We start from the raw sequence: 22,023 nt of genomic DNA, 5'->3' as shown, positions 1-22,023 counted from the left end.
ATTCCGCCGAGCATTTTTGTCCGCAAATTTCAATGGAAGTCACTGTCATGCTGGTACATCTCTCGAAGTCGAATGACCTTTCTTGGGAGATGACGTCTTGTCAGGCACCTCCAGCAGTCCTCCCCGTCCGGCCCGGCGTGCGGAGCCCTTGCAGCGGCTGCTCTTCGGCGGCGTGTACGGGACGGTTTTCGCCAGCGCTCTGGCCGCCGCTCTGGAGAACGACAACGGGCCGCCCAATCCCGGGTACGACGCCCTGTGGGTCCTGGTAGCCGCCGTGGCCGCCGCGGCATCGCACGGTTACGCCCACGCCCTCGCCCACCGAGTGGCACACGACCCAGCGGTTGTCAGCACGTTCCGGTCCGTGCTGGCGGAGTGGCCCCTGATGGCCGCAGTAACCCCTACCGTCGCGGCGCTACTCAGCGCCCAGGCGGGATGGTGGAGTGAAAGCTCCGCTCTCGCGGCAGCCCTGGCGGTCAACACAGTGGCGCTGTTCGGGTGGGGACTGTGGGCCACCCGAGTGGCCGGCCGCAGCTGGGCGGCGGCATGCCGGGCAGGCGGCGTGGACATGTTGTTCGGGCTGTTCATCATCGCCGCGAACGCACTGAGCAAGTGAGCAGGGGGCGGGCACCGGGGAATCCGGTCTCCGTCCCAGCCCTTCTGTCGTTTTCCTGGTAACCACCGACCTTCGAGAGGAGACATCCGTACATTCGGACTTCGACCGTTAAGATCACTACGGGGGAGCAGAAATGGACTGGGGAGTGCTCGTCGCGACGGTCAGTGGTGGCTCGATCGCCATCACCGGCACCGTTCTGGCCGACTACCTGCGCCATCGCCACGAGGACGACAGCGGTATCGGGGCCCGCAGGCGCGAGGTGTACATCGAGTTCATCAGCGCTGCCGGGGTCTGCCATGCGCGGTTGCGGCATATCGCCCAGGACCCGGTAGCCGAGACCGACTTGGACTCCGCCACTCGTGCGGCACTGAGCGATGCAGGTATCTATGAAGCCCGCGAAAGGCTGTTCATCGATGCGACGGCCGCCGTCGCCGGCGCCGGACAGGCGATGTTCGAGCGGCTCCGTGGCCTCCAGCGGGCCATCGCCGCAGGGGCTTCGATCTCGTCCGCGGATTTCCATGACGCCTACCACCCCTATATAGGCTCGGTGTGGGTCTACCGGGTGGCGGTGCGCGAAGAGCTTGAGGGGCGGTCCCTTTCACCCGAGGCCTTCGGGTGGGACGGGTGGGACGGCACGGACCGGTGCGCGATATGCCGAGAAGTACCCGCCTTGGGAACGTGAGCCCCGCCCCACCCGGACGCCGCGGCGGTCAGACGGCCGGTTGCTGCTGGGTGGCACAGTGGATGCCGCCCCCGCCTTCGGCGAGCGTGTCGATGTCCAGTCGCAGGACGGTCCGCCCGGGGTGAAGCTCCCGGACGATCGACGCGGCACGGTCGTCCGCCTTGCGGTCGCCGAAGCGCGGGAGGAGTACCGCGCCGTTGATCACGTAGTAGTTGACGTACGAGCCCAGGAAGTCCGGCCCTCGCTGGCCGAGCGCGGCCGGGTCCGGCTCCGGCATCTCGACGATCTCCAGTCGCCTGCCGCGTGCGTCTTTCGCCGACTTCAGAACCTCACGTGCCTGGTCGTAGGCCCGCGTCCACACATCCGGCTTGGTTCCGGCCGGTGGCCGGCTCAGCACGACGACGCCGGGTTCGGCGAAGCGGGCCAGCGCGTCGACGTGGTAGTCGGTGATGTCCTTGCCCCGTACGCCCTCGAACCAGATCACCGTGGTGACGCCCAGCAGATCCTTCAGCGCCTCCTCGATGTCCGCGCGGGAGCGGCCCGGGTTGCGGTTGGGGTTGACCAGGGAACTCTCGGTGACCAGCAGTGTGCCGGCACCGTCAACTTCCAGGGAGCCGCCCTCCGCCGTGATCGGCGCGCTGATCCGCTCCACACGGTCCCGGCCGAGGACCTGCTCCGCGACGTGAGCGTCGCGCCGGTGCTCCTGCTTGCCGCCCCAGCCGTTGAAATGGAAGTCGATGCCGGCGGTTTCGCCGCCCGGCCCGGTCACGAAGGTGGGGCCGCTGTCGCGCATCCACAAGTCGTCCACGGCGATCGGTACGACCTCGACCGAGGCTCCGCATGCTCGCCGGGCCCCGGCTGCCTCCCGCGGGGCAGCCAGCATCGTGACCGGCTCGTACTCGGCGATGGCCCGGGCGATGCGGGCCACATCACGCTGGACGTCGGGGGCGGCGTCCTCCCAGACCGAATCCGACGGCGGCCATGCCATGAACGTACGCTCATGCCGCTGCGACTCGGCAGGCATCCGGCGCCCCGTCGAAGCGTCGGGCGACGTCCGTCCCCCGGCCGGTTCACGGCTGGAGGCGGGTCCGCAGGCTGAGGCGAGGAAGCCGGCTCCGCCGAGCGCGGCAGCGGTGCCGGACCTGAGCAGTGCCCGCCGGGAGCGTTCCTTCACAACTGTCTCCAACCAGCAGAATGAATGTCGTCCTGACTGAAATTTCAGTCAGGAATGCCAGGCTAACACTGCTCTGCCGGTACGGTGAGGGACTGTGTCAGACCGCCGAACCTTGATCCTTCAGGCCGCCACTCGCCTCATCGCCCGGCGCGGTGTGCGTGGCCTGCGCGTGGAAGAGCTTGCAGCGGAAGCCCAGGTGTCCACCGCGCTCATCTACTACCACTTCGGCGACCGTGCCGGCCTGATGCGCCGGACCCTGGAGTTCATCAGCGACCGGGCCGAGCGCTATACCGAACCCGACGCCAGTCCGGAGTCCGATCCGCGGGCACACCTGGAGCAGATGCTGCTGCTCGAGCTCCAGGACGTACCCGCGGTGGTGGAGAACAGCAGTGCCTGGGGCGAGCTGCGTGCGACCGCCGTCTTCGAATCCGATCTGCGCGAGCAGCTCCGGAACTCCACGTACGAGTGGGTCGAGTACGCCACCGAACTCATCCGCAAGGCGCAGGAAGCCGGCACCGTGGGTGCGGAGGTGATCGCAGCGGATTCGGCGGAGCGCCTGACGACGCTCGTCGAAGGTCTCAGCGAGCGCTGGCTCAGCGGCTCGACCTCGCTCAGCCGCGCCCGCGAACTCCTGCGGGGCGCCCTCGTCTCGGAACTCCGCCTCCCGGGAGAATGAAGCGGCCGGGCGTCGGCTGGTGGTGGTGACACCAGGTTCAGCACACCCTGCCGTACGGCCGCGCCGTACACCAGGATGACCGGCATGAACCCACGCACCACCTTGATCACCGGCGCGACCCAGGGCCTGGGCCGCGGCATCGCACTCGACCTCGCCGCGCGCGGCGACACTCTCCTGTTGCACGGCCGCGACCGCGGCCGTCTGGAGTCCGTCGCAGCGGAGGTACGGGCCGTCGCTCCTGACGCCACCGTCCGCACCTACCTCGCCGATCTGGCCGACCTGGACCAGGTGCACGCGATGGCCGCCCAGATCTGTGCGGCCGAACCCCGACTGGACGCACTCGTCAACAACGCCGTCGCGGGCGGCGGCGCGCAGCCACTTCGGCGGGAGCTGAGCCGGCAGGGGCACGAGCTGCGGTTCGCCGTGAACCACCTTGCCCCCTACGCGCTCACCCGGGGCCTGCTCCCGCTGCTCACCGCCTCGGCGCCCGCTCGCGTGGTGAATGTCGCCTCGATCGGCCAGGAGGCCCTCGACTTCGACAACGTCATGCTGGAGCGGGACTACGAAGGACTGCGCGCATACTGCCGCAGCAAACTCGCGATGATCATGGCGACCTTCGAGCTGGCTGCCGAACTCGACGGTAGTGGCGTTACGGTGAACACCCTCCATCCGGCCCACCTCATGGACACCGACGGGGTCCGCGAGTACGGCCTGACTCCGGTCACGAGCATCGACGAGGGGGTACGGCCGACCGTACGCCTGATCACCGACCCGGACCTCAAGTCCGTAAGCGGCCGTTACTTCGACCAGTTCGTCGACACCCGGGCGCACGACCAGGCGTACGACGCCGATGCCCGGGAACAGCTGATGAAGTTGACCCACGCCCTCATCGGTTAAGGCCTGGCTGTCGGCCACTACCAGGGCGCGAGATCAGAGCCCCCACGCGGGAGGCATGTCGGGCTCTCGCAGCGTACGTAGTGACAGCCAGCCGAGAGCGGGCAGTGCGATCAGTGGCGTGAGTGCGGCCTGCAGGGAAGTCGCGGCGGGGCAGGTAGTCCTGGCCGAGGGTGACATGCAGGGAGAAGGGGACGTACAGACTCGCCGACGTCAGGGCGATGAACAAGTAGAGGAGCGGGCCGGGCACGAAAACGACACCGGCGACCGCCAGGACCGTGAGGGCGTAGGACCGGCCACGGTGCCCGCAGCGCCGCCCAGGTAGAGCACGAACAGTGCGACGGTGCCGGCGACTTCGCCGCCCGCGGTGCGCTGGCGCGCGTACAACGAGATGAAGACGCTCAGGCCGACGAAGACGATCGAGCGGCACACGATGGCCCCGGACAGCTTGGAGAACGACGCCCAGTCGTCGGTACCCGCCGGGTGGTTCGGGCGGGAGGCAGTGGGTGTGGCTGTGGCTGTGGTGGGCCGTTTGGTCGCTCGCAGCGCGGCCACGCACAAGGCGCTGCCTGCCAGGGCCGGAACAACCAGCAGGGGGGACGCGTGCAGGCCGCCGGTGGCGGTGACGGCGGTCACCATGAGGGGCGCGGCGGCGAAGCCGATGTTGCCGCCGAGCGAGAACCAGCCCATGGCGGCGTGGCTGCCACCGCCGGTGACGCGTGCGATGCGGGCGGCTTCGGGGTGGTAGGCGGCGACGCCGATTCCGGACAGGGCGACGGCGGCCAGCGTCAACGGGTAGGAGCCGCTGACCCCGCTGAGGGCGACGCAGTGCCTTCAGCGACGTCTTCCGCCGGGCCTTCGGCCACACTCCCGGCGCCCATGGCCGCTCCCGTACGGCGGTGGGTTCGTAACGCTCACCCGGCGCGTTCGTTGGTCGTCGCGAACGTCCCTGCAACAGAGGTGGTCTCCATGAAACTTCGATCAGCGGCCACGGCCGCGGCTCTCAATCTCCTTGTACTCGGCAGTGCGGCTTCGGCGCAGGCCGCGGGCCCGGAACAGTTCGCCCTCAGCGCTTCGGACACCCTTACCAAAACCTCCATGGACCTCGCCCACTTGATGGAGCGGCAGACGGAGCCCGTGCTCGGCCCGGGTCCGGTCGTCGACACGGACACCTTCGCGCACACCACGTCGACCTTGGGGCTGGACCGGCAGAACATGAAGCAGCGGTAACCGATTCCGGCGCTACCACCCCTTGTTAGCCATTTAGCTAATGTGCTAAATATTGGGCGTGACAGCAGACCAAGACGAGGCAGGAGCCTTCCGCGCCCTCGCCGACCCGACGAGGCGCCAGATCCTGGAGAACCTCAGAGGCGGCGAGCTCGCGGCCGGGGAGATCGCGGACGGGTTCGCGATCAGCGCGCCGTCCATCTCGCGACACCTCGGCGTACTCAAGGGGGCCGGGTTGGTCACCGAGCGCCGGGACGGCAACCGGATCCTTTACACGCTGGCCGAGGACCGGCTCGCCCTCTGCCTCGGCCGGTTCCTCAGCGCGGTCTGTCCCGAGCAGATCGTGCTGCGCCACACCAAGTGGCAAGCCACGGGTGAGAGCAAGGACTCATGAAGCAACCGCGCCTGTCCAGCGTCGTCGAACGACGGCTCCTGGTGAACTACCGGATCGACCCGGACATCGCCGCACCCCTGCTTCCGGCCCCGCTGCGCCCGCAGTTGGTCCACGGCTACGCGGTCGCCGGCATCTGCCTCCTGCGACTGGGAAACGTCCGGCCCGCCTGGGCGCCCCAGGCGGTCGGGCTGCGCAGCGAGAACGCGGCGCACCGGATCGCCGTCGAATGGGACGGCCCGGACGGCATCGAGACCGGTGTGTACATCCCGCGTCGTGACACCGCCTCGCGCATCAACACCTGGGCGGGAGGCCGCGTCTTTCCCGGCGAGCACGGCCGTGCCGATTTCGACGTGCGTGAGACGCCGGACGAACTGCGCGTCTCCTTCGCGACCCGTGACGGGGACACCCGGGTGGACGTCACTGTCGACGTAGCCGACGAGCTGCGGGGCAGTGAGCTCTTCGCCGACCTGGAGGAGGCTTCCGCCTTCTTCCGCCGCGGCGCCAAGGGGTTCTCCGCGACCAGCTCCGGCCGCCACCTCGACGGCATGGAACTGTTCACCGACGCCTGGCGAGTGGAAGCCGGCCGGATTCGCTCCGCGACATCCTCCTTCTTCTCCGACCCGGACCGCTTCCCGCCGGGGAGCGCGACCCTGGACTGCGCCCTGGTCATGCGGGACGTCCCCGCCGACTGGCTGCCCCTTCCGGCCATGGCCGCCGGCTGACCCACTCCGGCCCCGTACGCCGAGCCGGCGCGGTGCGATGGGCCAGATCGTCCACCAGAGCGACATCGTCCCCGGTCAGCGGCATCTCGCCGCCGCCGCGGGCAAGTGTCGGGGCGCCGTTTTACCTGCCGTCGCGCCCTCAGTCGGTCCGGGGAGAGGACTACCCTGGTCACAGGGATCCTTCCCCTGGGAGCGGTCGATGCGCGACTACAATCCCGATCAGGGCGAGCACAGGCTGCGCCGCATTCTGGCGGCGGTCCATATGCCGCTGTACCTGGCCCTTGCCGTGCTGTTCGGCGTATGGGCGTGGCGGTCGCAAGCGGGCACCGCTCCGAACGCCTGGGCCCTGGGAGCTGTCGCACTGCTCTTCGCCGTTCTGGCCTTGCTGGCGCTTGCTGACAGCGCCATCGTGCGGAACCACCACCATCGCCGGAACACCCGCCGCTGAGCACGCGGTGCGGGGCTCCCTCGCCGTGACCCCGCTATGACCTGCGCCTCTCGACGGCGGTCCGCACATATTCGCTACCGGCCGCGGCCTCCCGCACGAAAGAATGGAGCATCAGAAACCGGGAGGGACCCATGAGCCAGGCGCACGCGCAGACGCAGACGCAAAAGCAGACGCATCTGACGCTTCAAGAGCTGTTGCCGCCCGCGGAGTTGGCGGCAGCCCTCGACGCCGGGCACGTCACCCGCAAGCCGCACCCCGAACTGCCGCTGTCCATCTACACGTACACGCGGACGTGCCAGTACGAGCGGATCTGGAACCGGGTGACCACGCGCTGCCGCGGACTCGTCGCCGACGACATCACGGGCGAGGTCATCGCGCTTCCCCTGCCGAAATTCTTCAACGTCGGTGAGCACGAGGCCGGTCAGCCCTACGCGCCTGCCCTGCCGGACGAGCCGTTCGAGGTGTACGACAAGGTCGACGGCAGCCTCGCGGTGGTCTTCCACTACGCGGGCCGGTGGCAGGTCGCGTCCAAGGGGTCCTTCATCAGCGCGCAGGCGCGGTGGGCGCAGCGCCGGCTCGACGGCAGGGACACATCGGCCCTGTCGCCGGGGGTGACGTACCTGGCGGAGATCCTGTACCCGCAGAACCGTATCGTCGTGGACTACGGCGACCGCCGGGACCTGGTGCTCCTCGCGGCGTTCGGCAAGGACGGCGCGGAGATACCCATGGCCGAGGCCGGGGCCGCGTGGCAGGGCGTCGGGTCCGTCGTCACGAGGTGGCCTGCCATGCCGATCGCCGAACTGATCGCGCTGACCACGTCGAACACGATGCCCGGCGGCCGGTCCGCCTCGGGGACCGACGCCGAGGGCTTCGTACTGCGCTTCGCTTCCGGTGTACGGGCGAAGGCGAAGCTCTCGGAGTACGTACGACTGCACAAGGTGCTGACGGGCGTCACGGAGCGGGACATCTGGCGCAGCCACGGCATCCAGCGGTTCGCCGGCATGTCCGCGAAGCGGCTGGCTCAGGGCCTGGGTTGCTCGCGCGCCGAACTCGGGGGCATCACGGCGGCGGGCGGGCGGCCGCTGGACGCCCTGCTGGAGCAGGTGCCGGACGAGTTCGACGCCTGGGTGCGCGGGGTGATCGCGCGCCTGGAGGCCGAGGCGGCGGCGCGCGAGCGCGCCATCGACGAGGCGTTCGGGACGGTGGCCCATCTGGCCGCCGACCGGGGGGCGTTCGCCCGCGCGGTCCGGCAACTGCCCGACTCGCAGATCCGGGCCGCCATGTTCCTGCGGCTCGACGGACGCCCGACGGACCTGGTCGTGTGGCGGGCCGTGCGGCCGGAGGCGTCCGACCCGTTCAAGACCGATGAGGAGAACTGACCAGTGCCCGTAGTACATGTCATGACGGGCTTGCCCGCGTCGGGGAAGACGACTGCCGCGCGGCAACTGCAGGCGGACGCCGAAGGCCGGATGCGCCGCGTCAGCCTCGACGACCTGCGGGCCATGCTCGACCTGCCGGCGGCCGAGCGGGGCAGGTCGCGTGCGCATGAGCAGACGGTGCTGGCGATCCAGGACGCCGCGGTGCGCGCGGCCGTCGACGACGGCTTCGACGTGGTCGTCGACAACACGCATCTGACGCCCCACATCCCCAAGCGTCTGAAGGCCGCGGCCGCCGGTCTGGCGACGTTTGTCGTGCACGATTTCACCGGCGTACCGGTCGAGGAGTGCGTACGCCGGGACGGCGAGCGGGACAGGCCCGTCACCGAGGACATCATCCGGATCCTGGCCGACAAGCACGCACGGGCCACCAGGGGCGGATGGCGGCTCACCGAAGCGTGGCTGAACGACCAGCCCCCCGTCGAGCCGTACGTACCCGACCCGGCGCTGCCGGCGGCGGTGATGTGCGACATCGACGGAACGCTGGCCCTGACGGGCGACCGTGGGCCGTACGACTTCACGCGATGCGACGTCGACCTGCTGAACGTGCCGGTGCGGCAGGCTCTGTGTTCCTTCCGGCGCGCCGACAGCGACATCATCGTGCTCCTGTCCGGACGCGGTGAGGAGTACCGCCCGCAGACAGAGGCGTGGCTTCGGCGGCACGAGGTGCCCTACGACGAGCTGTGGATGCGCGAGGCGGGCGACGGGCGCCGCGACGATGTCGTGAAGGCCGAGTTGTTCGACCGTCACGTGCGTCACCGGTACGCGGTTCGGGTGTCGCTGGACGACCGTGACCGGGTGGTCGCGCTGTGGCGCCGCATGGGGCTGCCCACCTGGCAGGTCAACTACGGGAACTTCTAAAGGGTTGTGAGGGTCAGCAGCCTCTAGGCAACTGCCCATGTTTTGTTCAAGGACACGCCAACAGATCACAATCATGAATCTCAGGCCAGAACGTGACCGCTACGTTCCCCTCGTGACCTTGAATCGACACACCTCATCCAGGCCGGCGAGCACGGGGCGTCGGGCGTTGCTGCGGGCCGCTGTAGCGGGAACTGCCGCAACCGCCGCCGCCGGAACAGCGATGACACTCGGCGCCGCGTCCGCCACGGCCGCGCCCCCGGCCACGGCGACGGGCACGCCCCGCAGCCCCGACGAGGCGCTGCGCGAGCTGGCGGCCGGCAATCGGCGGTGGCGGACATTCCACCAGCGGCATCCTCACGAGACGCCGTACGCGCGCGAGTCGCTCGTCTCGGGGCAGAACCCGTTCGCCGTCGTCCTGGGATGCATCGATTCGCGGGTGCCGCCGGAGCTGGTCTTCGATCAGGGGCTCGGAGACCTCATGACGGTACGGTCGGCCGGCGAGGTCCTGGATGAAGCCGTCCTGGGCAGCATCGCCTACGGCGTCCTGGAACTGGGCGTACCGCTGATCCTGGTTCTCGGGCACCAGTCGTGCGGCGCGGTCTCCGCCGCCGTTCGCGCGGATGAGACGGGAGAGCAACTTCCCAGACATATACAGTACGTGGCTGATCAGATACGCCCGGCCATAGACCAAAGCCGGCACGGCGACGCCCGCATCGACTCCACCATCACCCGCAACGTCGGCATGATCCGTACGCGCCTCGCAGCCGATCCCGACCTGGCCGACAGGGTGGGTACGGGGAAGCTCGCGATCGTCGGCGCCCGTTACGAGCTCCACTCACAACGCGTCCACGCCGTCACCTGACCCACCCGTCGTCGCTCCTATGCCGGGTGACCGTCGTCGTCGGTTCGGTCGGCCTGGGTGGTGAACTTGGACAGGAACACGTCCAACCGGCCGTCGCCTCTCCGGGTCAGGGTCGCCCCGTCCTGCCAGATACCGTTCTCCTGCCACCACTGGCTTCCGTAGGGGTCGCCCTGGTTCTGGTGGATGTTGTGCATGCCAAGACCCTGGTTGAACGGCTCACCGAAAACCATGATCGCCCGGCCGGGCACAAGAATGGGCTCGAGAGCCTGTGCGGCGTCCAGGTTGGAACCCGAGATCCATGGGCGTGGTGGATTCAGCCTGTCGAGGATCGCCCTGAGCCAGGCCGGCGGCCGCCTCACGAAGACGCACCCGGAGCGGTTCAGCAGGGCTGGGTGCCGTACGAAGTCGAGCGCGCCCGACTCGGGCGTGCGGGCGAGGTCGTGGTATCCCGGTGCCAGTGCGGCCACCGGACCGAGCGCCGAGGCGTCCAGCGTGAAGGCCTTCCACTGGACGCCGGTGCTGGACTGCTTGCTGTCCACGTCGACGGCGCACCGGTACCGCCCGGCGGGCGCGTCGACCTCCAGGTTGACGTGGAACCAGCGGCCCTGTGTGTCGGGCTGGTCGCGGAAGTGGCGGTGCAGGGTTCCTGACAGCACGCCGTAGTCGTCGAGCGGCATGCCGCCCAGTCAATCACCGGCCCCCGCCAGAGGTACGAGACGCGCGGAGAGTTCCGTCCCCTCCTGAAACTCGCGACCCCACGCTCAGCAAGGCCTGCGCCACGCTCCCAGGTCGAGCCGCTTGCGCATGGAGCTCAGCCCGAGCTCGCGGGACTGCGCGCAGAATTCGCCCAACGGGGTGGCGTATTCGACATGGAACACCGCCTTTCCCGCCCGTACGAACGGGGTGAGTTCCGCGCATTCGTTCAGTTCCGCGCACTCCTCGTTCACCGCGAAGTCGAAGTCGTCCACCAGCTCGGGGATCTGGGGCAGATCGTTCTTCAGCCCCACTGACAGGCCGCGCTCATGGGCGAGTGAGGCGAGCATGCGGTTGTACGCCAGCTGATGGCCGGCCGTCAGCGGAAACCCGGTGTCTTCGAGGTACGCGTCCAGCAGATCGGGCTCGACCGCGTCGTAGCCCCGCTCGCGGCACATGTCGAAGCGCTTGGCCATCAGCGGCCGCAGTACGTCCAGGCGCCGGATGTCGAGCCACCGCTCCCCCGGCCACCCGTTGGCGCGGCCGCGGACGGCGGCCGGGAAGTCCTGGTGGTCCGGACGGAACGACTCCCAGGCGCCCGCGTTGAGATAGCAGATGACCTTGCGCCCGTCCCGGTGCAGCCGGCGTACCGTGCTGGAGTCGTTCTCGAACCCGTCGATGTCGTAGACCGGAACATCGACGCTCGGGTCGACCTTGCCGTCGAGCTGCCACTGCCACGCGGTGCCCGGCTTCGGCTGCCACCGGCGCTCCGGAGCCGAGCAGGCCGCCGCCAGGAGGAGGAGAAGAAGCAGGAGGAGTACGCCCCGCCGACGACTCACGCCTCCTCCCCCGCGGCCGCCGGCACGAGGCCGGGCGGCACAGCCGACCACGGGTTGGGGCCGTGGCCGGGCACCGCGCAGTGCACGCCGGCCCGCCGCAGCCCCGCTGTGCGGCCGGCGAGCCCGCACAGTCCCGGAGGGACCCCGTACACCAGATGACAAAAACGCTCCGGCGGATGGGCGGCCGTCCATGCCGGTGGCGCGGGAGCGGCGCAGTACGCGGCCCAGTCGCCCTCGAAGGTGATCAGCAGGTCGGCGAACGACGCGTAGCCGGCTGCCGGATGGACTCCCGGGTTGAGGACGACCGTACGCCCGCCGAGGGCCCGCGCCGCACGCACCAGCCGCTTGCAGTGGCGCATCCCCGCCGCGTCGGCCGGTGTCTGGTCGAACAGGAAACCGTCGGCGGCGTACCACTCGCGGTGGCGCCGCAAGTCGGCACGTACGGCGCGGAAGGGGCGGCGCCCGTAGTCGGTGTCTGCGTAGCCCAGGACCCGGACGCCCGCCGCCCGCAGCGTGCGGGCGGCGGCCGTGAAGGCCGGGTCCGGACGCGACCCCGGGCCGTCGGCCACGTTGAGCACCACGCCGTACAGCTGGGGGGCGGACAGGGCCAGAGCGGCCCAGGCGTCGGGGTCCACGGCCGGGTGCGCGTACATCGGTACGAGCAGGGTCATCGGCGCTGCCCGTGCAGCTGACCACTCAGCTGACCACTCAGCTGACCGCTCATCGGACCGCCACCGCCGACGACTCCCACAGGTCCCGCAGCGAGTCGGCGAGCGAGTGGTCCGGGCGCCAGCCGAGCGCCGAACGGGCGGCCGAGATGTCCGCGCACTGCCAGGACACCGCGGCCGAGCGCTCCGAGCCGGCCCCCGACTCCTCCAGCCGGCCGCGCAGACCGGACGCCCGCAGCAGGCCGTGCGCCATGTCGCGTACGGCGGTGGCTGTGCCGCTGCCGATGTTGAGCACCGGCGGCAGCGCGCCGGTCGCGGTCGCGGCCTGCACGACGGCCCCCGCCACGTCCCGTGCGTCGACGAAGTCGCGGTAGGCCGACAGGTTCCCCACCTTGACGGCGCATCCGTCGCCGCCCGCCCGCAGCTCGGCGGCGAGCCGTCCGGGTAGCCCGGCGGCCGGCGCGCCGGGGCCCACCGGGTTGAAGACCCGCAGCACCACCGCGTCGAGTCCGCATCCGGTGACGGCCAGGGTACCCGCCAGCTTCGTCGCTCCGTAGAGGCCGAGCGGGCTGGTCGCGGCTTCCTCGGTGACCGGTCGGCCCGGCGCTCCCGGCCCGTACTCGGCGGCCGATCCGAGGTGAACGAGGCGGGCGTCGGGCGCGGCCTCCCGCAGCGCCTCGCAGAGCGCGGCCGGCCCGCGCGCGTTGGCGTCGACGAGCCGGACCGGGCTGCCCGTCACCAGGCCCGCGCAATTGATGACGACGGAGGGCGCGGTCGCGTGCAGCGCGTCGGCGAGTGCGCCCGGCCCGTCGGCCAGGTCGAACGGCACGTCGGCCGACGGCGAGCGGCCGCCGGTGAACAGCCGCACGTCCGCGAGGGCGCGCAGCCGCTCGGCGGTGTGCCGGCCCAGGTATCCGGTGGAGCCCAGGAGGAGAACGCGCACGGGACGCTCACGCTCCCTTGAGCAGTTCGCCGCGGCGCGTGGTGAATTCGGCGTTGGCCCGGTCGTAGTCGTCGGGGCGCCCGATGTCCAGCCAGTAGCCGTCGAAGTCGTACGCGTGGGGCGGGGTCTTGGCGGCCAGCAGGTCCAGGACCAGCTCGTCGAACCCGAGCGGGAGACCGGGCGTGTAGGCGGCGAGGGTGTCCCTGGAGAGGCCGTACACGCCCATGGAGACCCGGTAGTCCATGCTCGGCTTCTCGGCGAAGCCGACGACGCGCCCGGATTCGGTGGTGAGGACGCCGAAGTCGATGGCGACCTTGCGGGCGTACGTCGCGACAGTGAGCGGGGCGTCCGACTTCTGGTGGTGTCTGACCACGTCACCGAAGTCCAGGTCGGTGAGGATGTCGCCGTTCATGACGAGGAAGTGCTCGGGGAGGCGGTCCATCATGGTCAGTACGGGGCCCATGGTGCCCAGGGGGCTGTCTTCGGTGGAGTAGCCGACGCGTAGGCCCCACTGGGATCCGTTGCCGACGTAGGCGCGGATGATGTGGCCGAGATGGCCGATGGCGATGGTGCAACTGGTGAAGCCGGCGGCGGCCAGCTGACGCAGCACGATCTCCAGGATGGCGTGCTGGTCGCCGATGGGTACGAGCGGCTTCGGTAAGGCGGTGGTGTACGGCAGAAGGCGTACGCCCTTGCCACCGGCCAGGATCACTGCGTGCATCGTCTTCTCCTCTTGGTGAGCCAACTGGGGACGAGCGGTCAGACGTTGTAGATGCCGGTCTTGTAGCGGGCGAGGTTCGCGGGGTCGCGGAAGAAGTCGATCGTGTGCCGCAGGCCGCCCTCCAGGTCGTTCTCGGGACGCCAGTCGGTCGCCGTGCGCAGCCGGGTGGCGTCCGCGACCAGCCGCATCACCTCTGATGCCGCGGGGCGGATGCGCTGCGCGTCCTCGCGTACCTCCAGATCGGTCTCCATCAACTTGCCGATCAGCTGCGTCAGTTCGCCGACGGAGATCTCCCCGCCGGTGCCCGCGTTGAAGGTGCGGCCGACCACGGCGTCGGCGGGCGCGGTGCCGACCGCGAGGAAGGCGCGGGCGGTGTCCTTCACGTACAGGAAGTCCCGCGTGGGCCGCAGGTCCCCGAGGGTGATGACGCGCTCGCCCGCCGCGACCTGGCCGATGACGGAGGGGATGACGGCCCGCATCGACTGGCGCGGGCCGAAGGTGTTGAACGGCCGCAGGGTGACGACCGGCGTGCCGAAGCTGGCGTGGTAGCTGTCGGCCAGCCGGTCCCCGCCCGCCTTCGAGGCGGCGTACGGCGACTGGGTGCTGATGGGGTGGTCCTCGGTGATCGGCACGGTCTGGGCGGTTCCGTACGTCTCGCTCGTCGACGTATGCACCAGTCGGGGGACGGAGAGGCGGCGTACGGCTTCCAGGACGTTGAGGGTGCCGGTCACGTTGGTGTCCACATAGCTGTGCGGAGCCTGGTACGAGTACGGAATCGCGATGAGCGCCGCCAGGTGGTAGACGGCATCGGCGCCTTCGACGAGCTGGTGGACCGAGCCGGGGTCGCGGACGTCGCCGAGGACGATCTCGACGTGGTCGAGCACCTCGGGCGAGAGCGTCTCCAGCCAGCCGTAGGAGGAGAAGGAGTTGTACTGCGCCATCGCGCGGACGCTGAAGCCGGCCGTGACGAGTGCCTCGGTGAGATGCGAGCCGATGAAGCCCTCGGCTCCGGTGACGGCGACGCGTAAGGGGGTGGACATGGGTGGTTGCTCCTTCGGTTGGGTGGTGAGGTGACGGTGGGGCAGGAGAGTTCAGCGGTGTGCGGAGGGCCGGCCGAGGTGCCGCCAGGCCCAGATGAACAGCACGGCTGCGGCCGCCGGGCAGACGAGCAGGTCGATGCCGTACGGGCGGCCTGCGGCCGATGCCGCCGCGGCGGCGAGACAGCCGAGCGCCGGCGGCCAGGCCAGCGTGAAGGCTTGCAGCAGCAGCCCGGTCCACAGGAGAGCCCCGAGCGCCGGCAGGGCGACGGCGTCCGCGCCCACGGCCAGGGCCCCGGCCAGCAGCAGCACGGCGTACGCCGCCAGGCACAGAGCCATCGCGCGCCCGGCGCGCAGGGTGAAGCCGGCGACGGTGGCGCTGGCCCGCAGCGCGGCGACGGCCATGCCCCGGTAGCGGTACAGCAGCCACTCGGCGAAACCCATGCTCAGGGTGAGGACCACGATGCCGCGAGCCCCTGCCGTGCCGCCGCTGCCGCCGCTGCCGCCCAACATCGTCAGCGCTCCGGCCGCGAGCCCGAAGAGCCCGTACGGAAGGGAGTCCCGAAGGGCCGGTAGCTTGGCGTCCCCGCTGGGCGCCGCCCGCAGCGTGCCACGGATCGCGTGCCCGGCCGCGAGGGCCGCCAGCGCCACCGTCACCAGCAGCAGTCCCGAGGACACGACGACCGGCGTGCGCCACCACAGGAGGCACACCGCACCGGCCGCCACCGGCAACAGGGTGAGCGCGAGGGTGCGTTCGCGGCCGAGGACCAGTAGCACGGTCGCCGCTGCCACGTAGCAGGACTGCCCGGCGGCGAACGCGGACGCCGTGCCCGGACCGGAGACCAGCAGGCCCACGACCGTCGCCGCCACCGCGCCCGCCGGGGCGCCGGCCCGCAGCGCCCGCCCGGCGCCCGCCGGGCCCTCGGCCGCGAGCCTCAGGTAGGCCCGGTGGCTGAGCGCCTGGTTCCACGCCCACGCCACCAGCGCGGCGGCGATCAGTCCGGTGACGTCGGGCGTACCCCGCCACAGGTCCGCGCCCAGCACGTAGCCGAGTCCGGGCAGCGCGAACACCAGGCCGCGCAGGGCGCACCGCCAGTGGTCCGGCTTCCAGGGATCGGGGGAAGGGGGTGGCTCGGGGTAGTGGCGCGGCACCCGGTGGTAGAGGTCCTCGGCCAGGGCGAACAGGCCCGCGCGGCCGTAGTGTTCCCGTATCCGGTCGCCCGTCATCCCGTCCGACTCCAGCAGGGCGGCCACCTCGTACGGGTGGACGGCCCCCGAGACCTGTTCCACGAGCCGCTCGGCGAGCTCGTCGATCGGATCCGTCGCCCAGCCCGGGCGGGCGCGGGTACGGGGGTGGGACCTGGGTATGGCGGGGAGACTGTCCCCTTCGCCCGGCAGCAGGCGCAGCGGGCCGCTCATCCCACGGCCTCCCCGGCGGATTCCTGTTCGCTGTCCGCGACTTCGTCCTGCGCCAGTTCGCCTTCCGCGAGTCGCAGATAGATGTCGCGGAAGGTGTCGACTGTCTGCCGCAGCGTGAACTGCTCGATCACGCGCTGTCGCGCGGCCTCCCCCATCGCCGCCCGGCGCGCCGGGTCGCGCAGCAGTTCCAGCACGGCCCGGGCCATTGCCTCCGGTTCGCGCGGCGGGACGACGAGACCGCTGTCGCCGACCGCCTCGCGCACGCCGCCCACGTCCGTGGAGACGGTGGCCCGCCCGCACGACATGGCCTCGATGAGGGTGAACGGAAACCCCTCGCTGATGCTGGACAGCATGACCACGCTGCCTGCCGCGTAGGCGTCCCGTATGTCGTCCACCCGGCCCTCGAAGGTGACGTACTCGCCCTGCCCGAGCTCCGCCGCCAGCGCCTCGCAGCGCTCGCGGTAGGCCTCGCCGCCACGCGGCGTGCCGCCGAAGAGCCGCAGCCTCGCCGCCGGGAGTTCGTGCCGTACCTGCGCGAAGGCGCGGATCAGCGTCTCCAGGTCCTTGATGGGGTCGACCCGGCCGGCCCAGCTGAGGACGGGTGCGTTCGGTTCGGGGCCGGCGGGCGGGAAGGCCGCGGGGTCGACGCCGTTGTAGACGGTCCGTATCGACTGTGGGTCGGCGCCGCCCTGTTCCTCCCACAGCCGGTTGTACTGGTTTCCCGGGGTGATCAGCGCGGCCGTCCGGTACGTCTCCTCGGCGAGGAGCCGGAAGAAGCCGAGCAGCAGCGCCTTGACGGGCCACCGGTAGGGACCGGTGCGGTAGCCGAGGTAGCGCTCGCGCAGATAGACGCCGTGCTCGGTGAGGAGCAGCGGCACCCCGTGCAGTCGGCTGCCGACGAGCCCGGGCAGGACTCCCAGCCCACCGCTCACGGCATGGGCGACACCGTCCGTGGGCGGTCGTGCGGCGAGCGGCCGCAGCGCGTGTTCCAGCAGGTCCGTGGCGGTAAGCGCGTCGTGGATGGTGGGGCGGGAGGCATGTACGGCCAGGCCGGGGCGGTTCCACACCCCTGCCAGGACGCGCACGGCCGGATCGGCGCGGAGGGCGGGTGCCAGCTCTCCCCGGCGGGCGTGTTCGGCCAGCTCGTACAGCGCCGGTGCGAAGTCCGCCTCGGCGGGGGGGTCGAGCAGTGCGCCGAGGAACCGTTCGTACGCCGCTGTCAGCATGCGCAGCCGTCGGCCGCGCGGGGCGGCGCCGGCCGGCGCCGTGCCCCACATCGGAACGCCGACCGGAGGTGACACATGGGCGGGCAGGTCCCAGGCGAGGGGTTCCCTCCCTGTGCCCGTCACCGCGGTGATGTCGAAGCGGAAGTCCGGGAGCCCGCGGACGAGTTGGTCGCACCACACACTCACGCCGCCGTGGCTGTGCGGATACGTGCCTTCGGTGAGGAGGGTGACACGAGTCGTGCCGGACGCTGCCGGAGGTAGCGCTTGGAGCATGCGGGAGTGCTCTCCTGGGATGCGGGTCGTGGAAGGGGACGATGCGGGGGCGTAGCGGGAGCCAGGGCCCGGGTCAGCCGGTGACGCCGTAGGGCACGCGGGTACGTACACCCGGCGGCAGCGGCATCAGAGGTGCCGTTCGCCGTACGAGCTCGCTCTTGTCGGCCCGCGCCGTGGCGGACGCCGGACCGGCGGGCAGGGTGAGGCTGACCCGGTCCTGGAGCAGGCCGGCCGCGACCCAGCCCGAGACCGTGCCCGCGTACGGCGTGCCGAAGGCTTCCGTACCCAGCAGCAGGTCCTGTCGGGTTCCGGCGGGCATGGTGGCGGGGACCCGGACACCGCTCGGAGCCTGCACCGTCACGGTGTCACCGATGCGGTACGCGGTCACCCGGCCAGCCTTGACGGCGGTGTTCCAGGTGACCCGGTCGCGGAGCTCCGTGCCGATGTCGCGCTGGCGCAGGTTCACCAGCGGGGCGCTGTCCGCGTAGAGCGCGGCGTACTCGCTCAGAACGCGGTCGAGCACCGGGTAGGCGATGCGGTCCTCGGCGAGGTTGGACTGGTGGATGAAGTGCGGCCGGGGGTCGTTGGAAAGCACATGCCCCAGGGCGATGCGGGATTCCAGCGGAACGACGTAATCCGCGTAGCCGGTGACCGGATCGAGCGGCTCCGGCAGGCAGGTGGAGTTGGCGGCGCTCTCGCAGATGCCGCTGCCGCCGTCGGCGGACCGGCTGTAGATCCAGTTGTACTCGTCGATCTGGTCGGCGGTCCGGCCGGCGTTGTAGAAGATGTTCATCGGATGGCGCGGCACGGTGAGCGCCGGGCCGACCTTGCGCTGCTCCCGGTCGCGCGAGTTGTCGGAGGCGAGCGAGGTGACGCCGTTGTCGGCGAGTGCCGGTCCGAGGTTCGGGTTGTCGTCCGGCTGCTGGGGCAGCACCTTCAGGCCGGAGTGTTCACCGGTCACCAGCTCGGCGTCGACCAGGGGCAGCCCGGTGCGCTCGGCCCACAGCCGGTTGTCGCGGATCTGCCCGGCGATCTCGGTGCGGCTGACGTAGCGCGTACTGCCGTCGGGGTTCTTCGCGCAGCTCCACGGGACCGCGCTGACGTCCTGGACGCAGCCGAGGAAGGGGTGGTTGTACGTGTGGTTGACCCACCGGTACGCGCTCTTGTCGGCGGCGAGCTGCTGTGCGAGCGGGTCGCTGCCGGCGTTCTCCTCCTTGTAGAGCTCGCTGCCGCCGCCGTTGAACACCATGTCGAGCGTGAAGTCCTTGGAGCGGGACCACTGGGTGGCGTACTGGGCGTCGGCGGCCGTCATCCGGATGGAGTCGGCCTCACCCTGTCCGGGCGGGCAGTCCACGTCGCCGGGCGTGCAGTTCAGCTGGCTGTCCCAGCGGTCGTCGGCGGCGAAGACGTCGTCGACGTGTACGGCGAAGTAGTTACGGGAGGCACCGATCCGCACGTCCTGAGTCAGCCATCCGACGATGCCGCGGGCCAGCAAGCGGAACTGCTGCTGGTGCTGGTTGTAGACGAATGTGACGACGAGCTCGCGGCGCCCGTCGTGCCGGTATTCACCAACGAGGGAGCCGCGTTCGGCCGAGCCGGGCAGTGGCACGTCCACGTACGGGGTGAAGTCGGCGCCCGGTGCGGGCTTGGCGGCATGGGCGTAACTCTCCGAGACCGTCGGCGCGTTGTCCTCGAAGGGCACGGCCCCTTCCAGGTAGCCGAAGGGGCCGGCCTTGCCCGCCGCGGTCACCTCGGCGCGGGCGCCGTCCAGGGATCCGCTGTAGCCGCCGTTGGCCGGGGGATCGAGGCCGACTTCTGGACGGGCGTACGTGTACGCGTCGACCTGCGGGATCGCGAAGGTCTTCTCGTACGCGACGAGGGCGGCCATCTCCGCGGAACCGGTGCCAAAGGGGTTGTCGTTGGGCAGCACCACGGCCTGGTACTTGGCACGCGGCCGCCCTCCGACCGTGTCGGAGAGGAAGGCCGCGTCGATCACCGGGCGGCCGTCCCTGGACAGATCGATGGAGGTGTACGGCGTCCCGGCGCCGACCAGTTCGGCGGCGATCGCGGCGGTGGCGGGCCCCCCGTCGTCCACCACCAGGACCCGCAGGTCGACCCGTGGCACAGGTGTGGCGGCTCCGGCTGTGGGCGTTGCGAGCGCGAACAGCGTTGCGGCCGCGGCCAAAACGGCAGCAGTGTGCCCGGTGCGTCTCATGGTGTGCGTCCTCCCCAGAAGAGCAGCCCGCAGTCAGCCGGCCTGCCCCGCCCCCCTTGCGGCGGTCGGCTCCGTGAGGTGCCGACGCTGTCCCGCCCTGTCGGATCACATAGTGAGGTGCGCGGAGGAGAAGTTGTGAGGGCAATGTGAAACCTGGCGCGAAAGGCACGCGCGTCGGGGAGGCGGACCGGCGAACGAACGGACGGATTCGCGCCTGCGGAACCCGCCGCCATTGTCGAGCCCAAGCGCAGGTGACGGTTGGCGCAAGCGGTTATCCCGTACGCCCTGGAGGGTGTGGTGTAGACCAAAGAAAAGAAAGCGGAATCGCACGGGGAAATCCAGCCAACCACCTACGGGGCTCACTCCGGGCGCGCACCGGCGCACACTGGCGCAAGACAAGGAGCACATCGGGGCGCACAGCGGTCACGCACCCCCGTGAAGTGCATCTGCCTGAAGGGTGATCTGATGCCCCCATGGCAGGAATGAGGATCACGGTGTGTCTACCGGCAGGGGCAGCGGACCGGCTGGAAGAGGCGGTCGCGGAGGCGCTGGCACCTTTCGAGATCGACTACTCGCGCGGCGAAGAGCTGGACATCTGGGACGCCTGGTACATCACCGGTGGCGAGACGCACGGCGGCGGATTCAATGTCCTGCCCGGCAAGGAGCGGGACCCCAGGCTGATCCACGAGTACGTGCCGCCCCAGTGGAACTCGGGAGAACCGGTCCTCAACGACTTCGGCTGGTGTGCGGGCGGGCCGCGCGAGCTCCTTGACTTCTCCGCCTCGCGCGAGGAGGCGCGGGAGCTGGCCGAGGCGGCGTGGCAGCGGTGGCAGGAGCTGGCGGGCCAACTGCCGTCGGCCCAGCCCTGGGAGGTCTACTACGACCGCGCGGTGGCCGAGTTCCGGACGTACTCCGTGGACCAGGCCTCGGACGACTACCGCGCCCAGCCCCTCGTACGCGCCTTCGACGACTACGTGGCAACGCTGCCCACCGAGCGCTACGCCTACTGGTTCCTCGTCTTCACCGATCCCGCCGTCGAGGTCGGGCGTGCCGGGCGGCAGGAGTTCGTCGAGCGCCAGATGGAGTTGGCCCTGCGGAAACGCAACGTCCTCACGCTGGGCGGCTGGTGGTACGAGGACGGCGGGCCGGGAATCCACGGCGCCTGCCACAGCCCCGCCCAATGTTCGCACGAGCCTGAACTCCCCGCCCACCAGGAGCGCATCGACGCGTATCTCGCGGACCTGCCCGGCGACACCCTCCTGATCCATGTGCGGTGCCACGTGTAAAACGGAGCGGCGGAGCAGTCCCTAATCCAGCTCCAGTTCCCCCACCTTCTGATCCCCGCTCATCTCCCCCGTCGGCCTGATCCCGAGCCCCAGATAGAAGCCCTCAGGGCCGTCGTCGCCCGGGTGCCACGTCGTGGTGAGACGGGTGCCGCCCCGGCGGCGGATTTCGGCGGCCACGGACTCGACCGCGAAGCGGCCGTAGCCGCGACCCTGTTCGCCGGCCGCGATGTTGAGACGCCACAGGCCCGAGCGGATATCGGTGCCCTTGCCCTCGCCGGTGAAGTCGATGTCGAAAAAGGCCATGAGGAAGCCGACGAGCCGGTCGCCGTCGACGATGAGCCGGGGCCACGCCGTGCCGGGGTTCACGTAGGCCTCGGCGAGGGACTTCACGACTGGAGCGACCAAGTGCTCCTGGTCGGGGCGGACACGCAGGCCGATCGCGTCATCGAAGTTGTCGGCAGTGATCTTCTCCAGGCGGAGCGCAGTCGTCATGCGGAAAACAATAATTCCGGTGATCAAGTGGTTTTCCGCGCCCGCCGGACCCGCCCCTTACCACAACTGAGAAAGGCCCAGGGCGAAACGGCTCCAAGACGGCTTGATCCGACCTCCACGACCTGTTTTCGGACAACGATCAGCGACCCACGAAGCCACAGACAACCCATACTGCCCTCCTCCAACTCTCACGGGCCGGAGACGGTTTCGCGATCGTCCACC

Annotated in this window: 23 protein-coding genes and 1 pseudogene; 12 read left to right on the top strand and 12 right to left on the bottom strand. The window is 70.4% G+C overall.

The window, feature by feature from the left end; all coding sequences use genetic code 11:
• Positions 1-97 precede the first annotated feature (97 nt).
• Entirely contained in the window at positions 98-613 is a 516-nt protein-coding gene (locus ABZX79_RS11295; protein ID WP_355254595.1) for a hypothetical protein, read from the top strand.
• A 133-nt stretch (positions 614-746) separates the two neighbouring features.
• Positions 747-1,295, top strand: a complete 549-nt coding sequence (locus tag ABZX79_RS11290) for a CchlQ (protein WP_355254593.1) — start codon at positions 747-749, stop codon at positions 1,293-1,295.
• A 28-nt stretch (positions 1,296-1,323) separates the two neighbouring features.
• Here the strand turns inward: ABZX79_RS11290 and ABZX79_RS11285 are convergent, their stop codons facing one another.
• The gene (locus ABZX79_RS11285) at positions 1,324-2,469 is read right to left on the bottom strand and encodes an agmatine deiminase family protein (RefSeq protein WP_355254591.1); all 1,146 of its coding nucleotides are present in this window, start codon (positions 2,467-2,469) and stop codon (positions 1,324-1,326) included.
• 94 nt (positions 2,470-2,563) lie between these two features.
• On the opposite strand from ABZX79_RS11285, the gene ABZX79_RS11280 reads away from it, so the two are divergent.
• Positions 2,564-3,145 carry a helix-turn-helix domain-containing protein gene (locus ABZX79_RS11280; RefSeq protein WP_355254589.1) on the top strand — a complete coding sequence of 194 codons (582 nt, stop codon included), beginning with the start codon at positions 2,564-2,566 and terminating at the stop codon, positions 3,143-3,145.
• Between the two features lie 84 nt (positions 3,146-3,229).
• Complete coding sequence (locus ABZX79_RS11275) at positions 3,230-4,042, top strand: SDR family NAD(P)-dependent oxidoreductase (RefSeq protein WP_355254587.1); 813 nt, start codon at positions 3,230-3,232, stop codon at positions 4,040-4,042.
• 33 nt (positions 4,043-4,075) lie between these two features.
• Here ABZX79_RS11275 and ABZX79_RS11270 read toward each other — a convergent pair.
• Positions 4,076-4,864, bottom strand: a pseudogene (locus tag ABZX79_RS11270) (MFS transporter); the annotation flags it as partial.
• 144 nt (positions 4,865-5,008) lie between these two features.
• Between ABZX79_RS11270 and ABZX79_RS11265 the strand changes: the two are divergent.
• The 7 genes from ABZX79_RS11265 (at position 5,009) to ABZX79_RS11235 (ending at position 9,989) form a co-directional block, all read left to right on the top strand.
• On the top strand, positions 5,009-5,269 hold the full coding sequence (locus ABZX79_RS11265) for a hypothetical protein (RefSeq protein ID WP_355254585.1): 261 nt from the start codon (positions 5,009-5,011) through the stop codon (positions 5,267-5,269).
• A 58-nt stretch (positions 5,270-5,327) separates the two neighbouring features.
• A complete protein-coding gene (locus ABZX79_RS11260; RefSeq protein WP_355254583.1) occupies positions 5,328-5,660 on the top strand; it encodes a metalloregulator ArsR/SmtB family transcription factor in 333 nt (110 codons plus the stop codon).
• Entirely contained in the window at positions 5,657-6,382 is a 726-nt protein-coding gene (locus tag ABZX79_RS11255; RefSeq protein ID WP_355254581.1) for a DUF2071 domain-containing protein, read from the top strand. The genes ABZX79_RS11260 and ABZX79_RS11255 overlap by 4 nt, the downstream gene beginning before the upstream one ends.
• Before the next feature lie 199 nt (positions 6,383-6,581).
• Entirely contained in the window at positions 6,582-6,830 is a 249-nt protein-coding gene (locus ABZX79_RS11250; RefSeq protein WP_355254579.1) for a hypothetical protein, read from the top strand.
• A gap of 131 nt (positions 6,831-6,961) precedes the next feature.
• Positions 6,962-8,209 (top strand): RNA ligase, encoded by a 1,248-nt coding sequence (locus ABZX79_RS11245; protein ID WP_355254577.1) that lies wholly within the window; start codon positions 6,962-6,964, stop codon positions 8,207-8,209.
• 3 nt (positions 8,210-8,212) lie between these two features.
• A complete protein-coding gene (locus ABZX79_RS11240; RefSeq protein WP_355254575.1) occupies positions 8,213-9,127 on the top strand; it encodes an AAA family ATPase in 915 nt (304 codons plus the stop codon).
• A 73-nt stretch (positions 9,128-9,200) separates the two neighbouring features.
• Positions 9,201-9,989 (top strand): carbonic anhydrase, encoded by a 789-nt coding sequence (locus ABZX79_RS11235; RefSeq protein WP_355254573.1) that lies wholly within the window; start codon positions 9,201-9,203, stop codon positions 9,987-9,989.
• 17 nt (positions 9,990-10,006) lie between these two features.
• On the opposite strand, the gene ABZX79_RS11230 is transcribed toward ABZX79_RS11235, so the two are convergent.
• From ABZX79_RS11230 to ABZX79_RS11190, 9 genes are all read right to left on the bottom strand, one after another.
• Positions 10,007-10,666, bottom strand: coding sequence for a DUF2278 family protein (locus tag ABZX79_RS11230; RefSeq protein WP_355254571.1), 660 nt, complete (start codon positions 10,664-10,666; stop codon positions 10,007-10,009).
• An 84-nt stretch (positions 10,667-10,750) separates the two neighbouring features.
• Positions 10,751-11,521, bottom strand: coding sequence for an endo alpha-1,4 polygalactosaminidase (locus ABZX79_RS11225; protein WP_355254569.1), 771 nt, complete (start codon positions 11,519-11,521; stop codon positions 10,751-10,753).
• Positions 11,518-12,192 carry a spherulation-specific family 4 protein gene (locus tag ABZX79_RS11220; protein WP_355254567.1) on the bottom strand — a complete coding sequence of 225 codons (675 nt, stop codon included), beginning with the start codon at positions 12,190-12,192 and terminating at the stop codon, positions 11,518-11,520. The genes ABZX79_RS11225 and ABZX79_RS11220 overlap by 4 nt, the downstream gene beginning before the upstream one ends.
• 49 nt (positions 12,193-12,241) lie before the next feature.
• Positions 12,242-13,132, bottom strand: a complete 891-nt coding sequence (locus ABZX79_RS11215) for an NAD(P)-dependent oxidoreductase (RefSeq protein WP_355254565.1) — start codon at positions 13,130-13,132, stop codon at positions 12,242-12,244.
• Positions 13,133-13,139: 7 nt separating this feature from the next.
• Entirely contained in the window at positions 13,140-13,853 is a 714-nt protein-coding gene (locus ABZX79_RS11210) for a nucleotidyltransferase family protein (RefSeq protein WP_355254563.1), read from the bottom strand.
• A 38-nt stretch (positions 13,854-13,891) separates the two neighbouring features.
• Entirely contained in the window at positions 13,892-14,893 is a 1,002-nt protein-coding gene (locus ABZX79_RS11205; RefSeq protein WP_355254561.1) for an SDR family NAD(P)-dependent oxidoreductase, read from the bottom strand.
• Between the two features lie 51 nt (positions 14,894-14,944).
• A complete protein-coding gene (locus ABZX79_RS11200) occupies positions 14,945-16,309 on the bottom strand; it encodes a hypothetical protein (protein WP_355254559.1) in 1,365 nt (454 codons plus the stop codon).
• Positions 16,306-17,808 (bottom strand): GT4 family glycosyltransferase PelF, encoded by a 1,503-nt coding sequence (gene pelF, locus ABZX79_RS11195; protein ID WP_355254557.1) that lies wholly within the window; start codon positions 17,806-17,808, stop codon positions 16,306-16,308. The genes ABZX79_RS11200 and pelF overlap by 4 nt, the downstream gene beginning before the upstream one ends.
• A gap of 73 nt (positions 17,809-17,881) precedes the next feature.
• Positions 17,882-20,023 (bottom strand): hypothetical protein, encoded by a 2,142-nt coding sequence (locus ABZX79_RS11190; RefSeq protein ID WP_355254555.1) that lies wholly within the window; start codon positions 20,021-20,023, stop codon positions 17,882-17,884.
• A 473-nt stretch (positions 20,024-20,496) separates the two neighbouring features.
• Here ABZX79_RS11190 and ABZX79_RS11185 point away from each other — a divergent pair, with 473 nt between their 5' ends.
• Positions 20,497-21,309 (top strand): hypothetical protein, encoded by an 813-nt coding sequence (locus ABZX79_RS11185; RefSeq protein ID WP_355254553.1) that lies wholly within the window; start codon positions 20,497-20,499, stop codon positions 21,307-21,309.
• 21 nt (positions 21,310-21,330) lie between these two features.
• Here the strand turns inward: ABZX79_RS11185 and ABZX79_RS11180 are convergent, their stop codons facing one another.
• On the bottom strand, positions 21,331-21,801 hold the full coding sequence (locus ABZX79_RS11180) for a GNAT family N-acetyltransferase (protein WP_355254551.1): 471 nt from the start codon (positions 21,799-21,801) through the stop codon (positions 21,331-21,333).
• Positions 21,802-22,023: the final 222 nt, after the last annotated feature.

Source organism: Streptomyces sp. NPDC002994 (assembly GCF_040611155.1).
Classification (GTDB): Bacteria; Actinomycetota; Actinomycetes; order Streptomycetales; family Streptomycetaceae; genus Streptomyces.
Note: the sequence above shows the minus strand (reverse complement) of the source record. Positions and strands in the feature narration are given on the sequence as shown.

Excerpts from the sequence above, each read along its gene's own strand:
- ABZX79_RS11290 (WP_355254593.1), top strand. The coding sequence starts at position 747 with ATGGACTGGGGAGTGCTCGTCGCGACGGTCAGTGGTGGCTCGATCGCC.
- ABZX79_RS11275 (WP_355254587.1), top strand. The coding sequence starts at position 3,230 with ATGAACCCACGCACCACCTTGATCACCGGCGCGACCCAGGGCCTGGGC.
- ABZX79_RS11265 (WP_355254585.1), top strand. The coding sequence starts at position 5,009 with ATGAAACTTCGATCAGCGGCCACGGCCGCGGCTCTCAATCTCCTTGTA.
- ABZX79_RS11255 (WP_355254581.1), top strand. The coding sequence starts at position 5,657 with ATGAAGCAACCGCGCCTGTCCAGCGTCGTCGAACGACGGCTCCTGGTG.
- ABZX79_RS11250 (WP_355254579.1), top strand. The coding sequence starts at position 6,582 with ATGCGCGACTACAATCCCGATCAGGGCGAGCACAGGCTGCGCCGCATT.
- ABZX79_RS11245 (WP_355254577.1), top strand. The coding sequence starts at position 6,962 with ATGAGCCAGGCGCACGCGCAGACGCAGACGCAAAAGCAGACGCATCTG.
- ABZX79_RS11235 (WP_355254573.1), top strand. The coding sequence starts at position 9,201 with ATGAATCTCAGGCCAGAACGTGACCGCTACGTTCCCCTCGTGACCTTG.
- ABZX79_RS11230 (WP_355254571.1), bottom strand. The coding sequence starts at position 10,666 with ATGCCGCTCGACGACTACGGCGTGCTGTCAGGAACCCTGCACCGCCAC.
- ABZX79_RS11220 (WP_355254567.1), bottom strand. The coding sequence starts at position 12,192 with ATGACCCTGCTCGTACCGATGTACGCGCACCCGGCCGTGGACCCCGAC.
- ABZX79_RS11210 (WP_355254563.1), bottom strand. The coding sequence starts at position 13,853 with ATGCACGCAGTGATCCTGGCCGGTGGCAAGGGCGTACGCCTTCTGCCG.
- ABZX79_RS11205 (WP_355254561.1), bottom strand. The coding sequence starts at position 14,893 with ATGTCCACCCCCTTACGCGTCGCCGTCACCGGAGCCGAGGGCTTCATC.
- ABZX79_RS11200 (WP_355254559.1), bottom strand. The coding sequence starts at position 16,309 with ATGAGCGGCCCGCTGCGCCTGCTGCCGGGCGAAGGGGACAGTCTCCCC.
- pelF (WP_355254557.1), bottom strand. The coding sequence starts at position 17,808 with ATGCTCCAAGCGCTACCTCCGGCAGCGTCCGGCACGACTCGTGTCACC.
- ABZX79_RS11190 (WP_355254555.1), bottom strand. The coding sequence starts at position 20,023 with ATGAGACGCACCGGGCACACTGCTGCCGTTTTGGCCGCGGCCGCAACG.
- ABZX79_RS11185 (WP_355254553.1), top strand. The coding sequence starts at position 20,497 with ATGGCAGGAATGAGGATCACGGTGTGTCTACCGGCAGGGGCAGCGGAC.
- ABZX79_RS11180 (WP_355254551.1), bottom strand. The coding sequence starts at position 21,801 with ATGACGACTGCGCTCCGCCTGGAGAAGATCACTGCCGACAACTTCGAT.